We start from the raw sequence: 601 nt of genomic DNA, 5'->3' as shown, positions 1-601 counted from the left end.
AACCACCATAAAAAGCCACGTATTCGTTCACCCAGGGTTATTCACTAGTTTGGGAAGAAACGAAAAGAGCCAAACCCATTTTCATGATGGGGTGTGGCTCGAGGAGGCATGGAGGTTTTTGTTTTAACAGATCCATTGTTTTTTAAGACCATATGATAATGGAAGCTTGCACTCCATACATGACGTATCATTTCCCCAAAGGACAACGCCTCTTTATCCGGTCTCCAAGTAATCCAGCTATCGGGAAGTGATTCCCATAATTTTATAGAGCGTCGACGGGTTTCTTTTAAGTTCAATATAATGAGATCAATTGCATTCATCATTATTTCCCCCTGGTATTAGACTCAAGGTAATTGTATCAATAATACATTTAGGGTATCATCAAAATATGAATGTATATCCGAATATCTCATATATTGCCAAACTAATTGGTGAACCAACAAGAGCAATCATCTTGGACTGTTTAATGAATGGTCAAGCACTTGTTTATTGCACAATAGAAATGCCTAATATTGCAGCGTAAAAATGCTCAAGGCAAATACAAAAAAGGCACTTGTCAGCACCCATATTTCCTCCTACCGTTAGGTTTGCGACAACTTAG

General features: G+C 38.4%; 2 pseudogenes. One reads left to right on the top strand and one right to left on the bottom strand.

The annotated features are described in order from the left end of the window. Positions 1–104: 104 nt before the first annotated feature. Positions 105–320 (bottom strand): annotated as a pseudogene (locus ACFSO0_RS04990) (DinB family protein); the annotation flags it as partial. Positions 321–388: 68 nt separating this feature from the next. Between ACFSO0_RS04990 and ACFSO0_RS04985 the strand changes: the two are divergent. Next, positions 389–484: pseudogene (locus ACFSO0_RS04985) on the top strand (transcriptional regulator); the annotation flags it as partial. Between the last annotated feature and the right edge of the window lie 117 nt (positions 485–601).

The organism is Brevibacillus sp. GCM10020057 (genome assembly GCF_042683565.1).
Lineage (GTDB): Bacteria > Bacillota > Bacilli > Brevibacillales > Brevibacillaceae > Brevibacillus.
This window is presented reverse-complemented; position numbering and strand designations above follow the sequence as displayed.